This is a genomic window from Bacteriovorax sp. DB6_IX, assembly GCF_000447775.1.
Taxonomy (GTDB): Bacteria; Bdellovibrionota; Bacteriovoracia; order Bacteriovoracales; family Bacteriovoracaceae; genus Halobacteriovorax_A.
Genome location: NZ_AUNJ01000288.1, coordinates 1 through 5,750 on the forward strand (window position 1 = coordinate 1; position 5,750 = coordinate 5,750).

The window sequence follows — 5,750 nt, forward strand, 5'->3', positions numbered from 1 at the left end:
CTTGACTTGAAGAGTTTTGTAGGGGATAAATTATTGATATGTCTTTGGCACCTTTCGCCATGAAGTATTCATGGCGAAGGTTTTTCTATAAGTAGGATCTATGAAGTTTTTAAAAAATCATGCTCTTAGTTTTCTTGTTTGTTTCGTTATGATTGGGGTTACGGTCTATTTGTACCCGAATTTACCTAATGAAATACCAACTCGTTTCAACTTGGAAGGGAAGCCCATAGCTTACGCAACTAAAGAGGTTCAGTCCTTCTTTATGCCTGTGTTATATCTCTTCGTGATCTTTCTTGTTGGAATATTTGTTTCTAATTCCGCTAAGGCCAATACTATGAAAAATAGTCAGGAAGTCTTAGCTAAAGTTATTTTAGCTGTCGGCTTTGTTCTTCTAGGTGTTCATATTGGCTCACTATTAAGTTTCAAAGGAGAGCAATACTTCTTGAGATTCTTCTCTTTAGGAGCAGCATTATTTCTAGTTTATGGAGGGAGTGTTTTTGGTAAGCTCGAAAAGAATTACTTTATAGGGATCAGAGTTCCATGGACGCTTTCTTCTGATGAAAACTGGAGAAGAACACATAGGCTTGCCGGTGTGTTAATGGTATTGTTTGGAATTTTGTTATTTGCTTTCAGTTTCTTTGTTCAAAATATGATGATGGCCGTAGCGGCAATTCTGATTCCTTGCTTATTACCAATAATCTATTCTTTCTATTATTTTAAAAAGTTTGAAAACTAGATATAAAAAAAGCCGCGAGATTCGCGGCTTTGTTTTATTCACTTACGTTTGGAAAGTAGTCCGTTTGTTTCCCAATCTTGTGATTTTCAGGGAATTCATTTTGTAACTCATCAATCGAGTAAACACTCTCTGGAAGATTTAGAGACTTTCTCACTTTTTCCATCGTTTCAGGAGCAAATGGCGATAACATGATGAGAATATTTCTTAAGATATAGAAACTAGAGTAGAGAGCATCAACCCTCTCTTCCATTGGAAATCTATCATCATGTGGCTTGTATTGATTAAAGAGACCGTTAATAATACGAGCATAATTTTCTAATGCTCCTAGTGCCTTAGGGTACTCAGCTTTTTCCATAAACTTTGTATATTGTTGAACAATCTTCAATGTTTCTTTTTCTGTTTTTCCAATGAGTTTACCTTTTGGCACAACACCATCGAATTTAGAGTGACAGGCTGAAATTGGTTTTTCAAAAGAGGCATTTAAAGGTCCAGCTAGAAATTGATTCTTATTGTTGAAGACTTCAAAATCAAAGTTTGAAGCTTTTTCTGAAAGACTAAGCGAAGCCAGGAAGTATCTAACTTGGTCAGATGAATAACCCATTTCATCAATAAGTTGATCTCCAGTGTAAAAGTTGCCTTTAGACTTACTCATTTTCTCACCATTGATTTGTAGGTGGAAATTACTGAAGACGTCAGTTTGTTGGAATTCACCTGGAAGAGCTTGTCTCATCGGATCTTCTTGGACTCCAAACCACATACTTCCTTGCATTAGGACATAGAAGAATACGTTATCAGTCCCGAGGAATTGAAAAACTTTGGCTTCTGGATCACACCAGTATTCTTTATGAAGTTCTGGGTCCAGTCCTTTCTTCTTTAATGCTACTTTAGTAAATGAAATTGGAGCAATAAGTGATTCTGGCCATACATAGAGAGACTTTCCTTCCATACCTTCTTCTACATCTGTAGGAACGGGAATCCCCCAAGAAACATCTCTTGTAATTGATCTATGGGCCCATCCATCATCCAGTTCACACTCGATTCCTTTATCCTTGAGAAGTTTACTTCCAGTGCTAAGGTCTTCGAGGTTCTCAAACTGAACGAGTACTTTTCTACCAGGGGCATAGCGACTCTTGTGCTTTGGAAGAGTCTCTTTAATTTCTTTGTATTCTGGTTCTGACTTATTTGTAAAAGTCACACATGGGTAGACCGTTCCAAACACTTCTTGAAGAATTGGCTTTCTCCAAGATCTCTCTTTTGTCTTTAGCCATTCAATAAGTTGATCAGTAACCTTCCACATATCGAGATACCAATGATCTGTATCTTTTAGAACGGGAGTAGCATTGCTTACTGTACTCACAGGGTTCTTTAATTCACTTGGATCATATTGGGCGCCACAAACATCGCAATCGTCACTGTAGGCCTTTTCATTGGTACAGTTTTCATTTGGACATTTTCCTTGAACATAACGATCTGGTAGGAACATATTTATTTCAGGGTCAAACCACTGCTTACTCGTTCTCCTCTCTAGCATTCCATTAGAGTGCATCTTTCTAAGAAAGTCTTGGCAAAGAGTTTTATGGGCCTCGTAATTTTCCTCACGAGAAGTCCCAGTATAAACATCAAGGCCAATAGAGTAGCGATCCATTGTCTTATTTTGTTTAGAGTGTACTTCTTCAATAAATTCCTGCGTTGTTTTCCCAAGTTTCTTCGCAGCAACTTCACTTGTTGATCCATGATCATCGGTTCCACAGACGAAGAGAACATTGTCTTTTCCTATAAGAAGTCTCATCCAGCGAGAGTAGATATCTGCTGGTACGTGAGCTCCTGCAAGGTGTCCAATATGTACGGGACCATTTGCATATGGCATTCCTGCTGTAATAACAGCTTTCTTTGGTCTGCTCACTCGAGATAGGATTGTTGGAATGTCCTGTTTGGGACGCATGTTTTTCTGTTTTTGATTATTTTCACTCATAAGATCTAATTTATCAGTCCCTCTGAATTTAGTCTATATTTCTGGTGATTCTAGGCCAAAAAATCAAGATGAGTGTGCGCCGGGTCATTAGGCGTAGCTGGGAATTCTTCAATCTCTATGTTAATTTTGGTCATGACCTTTCTTATTTATATATTACTTGGAATTTTTGCGGGAACTCTCTCTGGTATCTTTGGGATCGGTGGGGGACTGGTAATTGTTCCAACTTTGCTCTTTTGTTTCAAACTTCTTGATTTTCCAAGCGCCTATATCATGCATATGACTATTGGAACATCGCTGGGAATTATCCTTGTGACAGTTTCCAATTCTATGTATGGGCATCATTTAAATAAGAATATTGATTGGGCCATTGTTAAGAAGATCGTTCTTTTTTTACTTATCGGAGCTTTTACGGGAAGTTTTGTAAGTAAGGACTTAGCAACAGATACTCTTGAACTTATTTTTGCCGCTTATGTTGTCATCGTATCCATTAAAATGTTCTTAGAAGTAAAGATTGAAAGAGATTTGAGGGAGACCAGTTCAGTTCTCTATTCAATAGTTGGATTTATTATTGGATTTAAGTCGACCATTCTTGGAATTGGAGGGGGAACAATTAGTATCCCTTTTCTTACTTGGAGAGGGCAGCCTATGAAGGTTGCCGTTGGCGTTTCCGCTACTCTTGGGATTCCTATCGCGCTAGCTGGAGCTACGAGCTATATGTATAACGGGTACGGCATTTCAGAGCTTCCAAAATATAGTTTGGGCTATGTTTATTTGCCTGCTGTTGTTGGTGTGACATTAACAAGCTCTTTCTTTGCAAGAATAGGAGCAAAACTCTCTCATAGACTTCCACAAGATAAAATGAAGAAAGGCTTTGCTATATTTCTTATGATCGTTGCTGTAAAAATGATTTACCAAATTATTAAAAAATAGGGATAAAAATTGAAGAAGCTTATTATTATATTTCTTTGTTTTCTCTCTTTTTGCTGTTTCGCTATACAAGGAAATCACGTGAGAGTGGGGAAGTGGGATATTTCTCCAAATAAGATTAAATATATGTCCTTGTTCTTTGCGACGGAAATTGCAGTTTTCACTCTTTTAAATCCACAATATGAAGACCTCGAAACGCGAAGTTCTGATTTTGAATTTAATCAAGATGAAATTTCAACGCCTAAGTGGGCATATGAATTAGGAAATCATGGGCCGACATTATTAACTCTTGGGCAATATAGTTATTACTTGCTTGGAAGTGATCAATGGGGTTTTGAAAAGGCTTTCGTTCTTACTGAGTCTCTTCTTGCTGCTCAAGGAACAGTATTCACATTGAAATATACGATGAATTCTAAAAGACCTGATTCGTCGAATTATCTCTCATTTCCAAGTGGCCATTCCGCTCATGCATTCACTATTGCAACCTTTGCCTCGATTGATATCTTAAGAAGCTCAAACTTGGACAATAAAGAAATTTGGGCCAGCTTGCCTCTTCTCTATGCTGGATATATTGGCTGGACAAGGATAGATGCAAAGAAACATAGACTTGAAGATGTTATAACAGGTGGACTTATAGGAGCCCTTTCTTCTTATATTATGTATGATTTTCACTTTGATAAGAGTGGGCGTTATAAATTTGACTCTAGTGAAAGTAGGGTTTTTATCTCGCCAAGTATCAATACTACTCAATCTCAGTTTGGACTGAATATAAAGGTATTTTTCTAATGAAGTTTTTAATTGTGTTCTTATTAGTTTTTTCTACCTTTGCTAGCGAGCGATTGAATAAGGTCTTTCACTTTCCTAAAAAAGGAGAGCTGAAATCTGATTTTAGAATACAGTTTAAGAGATGGAATTATGAGTATGAAGATGATGCTCAAACAGATGGTATCGAGGATATACTGGAAGCCGAAAAAATGGCCTATACATTTACTCCAACGCTGAGTTATGTATTTGCAACAGATTGGATGCTTTCTCTATCTGCTGCTTGGCAGTTTGATGTAATTGACACTCATCTTGAGTTAAATGATGAAAGCCGTGATGTTGAAAGATCGGAAAAAGAAGCACTCCATTCTCCACAGTTATTTATAAGAAAGAGAGTCAGCTCAGAGGAAGACTATTTCTTTGATATTGAGTTTTCTTACTTAGTCAAAACTCATTCCAATTTAGAGCCCACGATTAATATCTCTCAAGGGCAAATGATTAGTGGAAGTAATATCTACTCATTAAAAAGTATAAATTCTTTTAAGGCATTTGATAGCTACTTTAAATTATTCTTCCAAGTTGACTACCATACTTTCTATAGAAAGAGATTGGCGATCTTTGATGAGATTTTCGAAACACGTGACTTTTATGGGCTTAGATTTGGTCTTGCTTATCTTCATGAGTTTAATCAAAATCACGATATCTTATTTGGTCTAGAGGCCAGTCTATTTGATAGTTTTCAGATGAAGGGAATGAATCAGTCGATTACTTTTAGAGAGAATATCGGGCGTACTATCGCTTTGAAATATAGCTATAGAAAATACGAAGAGACTTTTGGTATCCCATACTTTAGCTTCAATCAAACTTTTGAACTGCATAAGTTTAGTTATGGTAGTCCTGAAAAGGATATCACTTCTGACAATACTTTTACGCATATCTCTATCGGCCTTGAAAGAGTCTTTTAATTGTTTGAAGTTGTAAGAAATTACTTCTCGTATATTTAGATGAGTCATTATACATATATTCCTATATGTGTAGATTAGTACGATACTCTATTTCAATTGCAATCCTTTGGTGGCGTAAGGCCATTTAATCAAATCTTATTCCTAAAATTTAAATTGATAATTAATCAACGATTGGAGTTGAAATGAAGAATTTTATTATGATGCTACTGTTAGTAGTTAATGGATACGTACACGCAGATATGAGAGGAAACTATAATCTTAAAGTTGTTATAGGTGAGAGAGAGTTTATTGATATTCTTGAAATTGTTGAGATCAAAGGCGTTAAGGTTAAAGGATATTTCTCTGTTCCAAATGTTTTTAAGTCAGACTTCTCAGGAGTGCTAAAGGA

General features: G+C 36.5%; 6 protein-coding genes. 5 read left to right on the forward strand and 1 reads right to left on the reverse strand.

The genetic code is table 11. The features are described from left to right. Nucleotides 1-100: 100 nt before the first annotated feature. Nucleotides 101-736 carry an SdpI family protein gene (locus tag M901_RS16465; protein WP_021277779.1) on the forward strand — a complete coding sequence of 212 codons (636 nt, stop codon included), beginning with the start codon at nucleotides 101-103 and terminating at the stop codon, nucleotides 734-736. A gap of 34 nt (nucleotides 737-770) precedes the next feature. Here M901_RS16465 and M901_RS08460 read toward each other — a convergent pair whose 3' ends face one another. Next, a complete protein-coding gene (locus tag M901_RS08460; RefSeq protein WP_034721421.1) occupies nucleotides 771-2,678 on the reverse strand; it encodes a methionine--tRNA ligase in 1,908 nt (635 codons plus the stop codon). 162 nt (nucleotides 2,679-2,840) lie between these two features. Between M901_RS08460 and M901_RS08465 the strand changes: the two genes are divergently transcribed. The 4 genes from M901_RS08465 to M901_RS08480 all read left to right on the forward strand — a co-directional run. After that, nucleotides 2,841-3,638, forward strand: coding sequence for a sulfite exporter TauE/SafE family protein (locus M901_RS08465; RefSeq protein ID WP_021277778.1), 798 nt, complete (start codon nucleotides 2,841-2,843; stop codon nucleotides 3,636-3,638). Between the two features lie 78 nt (nucleotides 3,639-3,716). Further along, nucleotides 3,717-4,421, forward strand: coding sequence for a phosphatase PAP2 family protein (locus M901_RS16470; protein ID WP_021277775.1), 705 nt, complete (start codon nucleotides 3,717-3,719; stop codon nucleotides 4,419-4,421). Beyond that, the gene (locus M901_RS08475; RefSeq protein WP_034721416.1) at nucleotides 4,421-5,362 is read left to right on the forward strand and encodes a hypothetical protein; all 942 of its coding nucleotides are present in this window, start codon (nucleotides 4,421-4,423) and stop codon (nucleotides 5,360-5,362) included. Before M901_RS16470 ends, M901_RS08475 begins: the two co-directional genes overlap by 1 nt. A gap of 182 nt (nucleotides 5,363-5,544) precedes the next feature. Further along, the coding region (locus M901_RS08480) for a hypothetical protein (RefSeq protein ID WP_034721418.1) at nucleotides 5,545-5,750 on the forward strand (206 nt) is incomplete at its 3' end.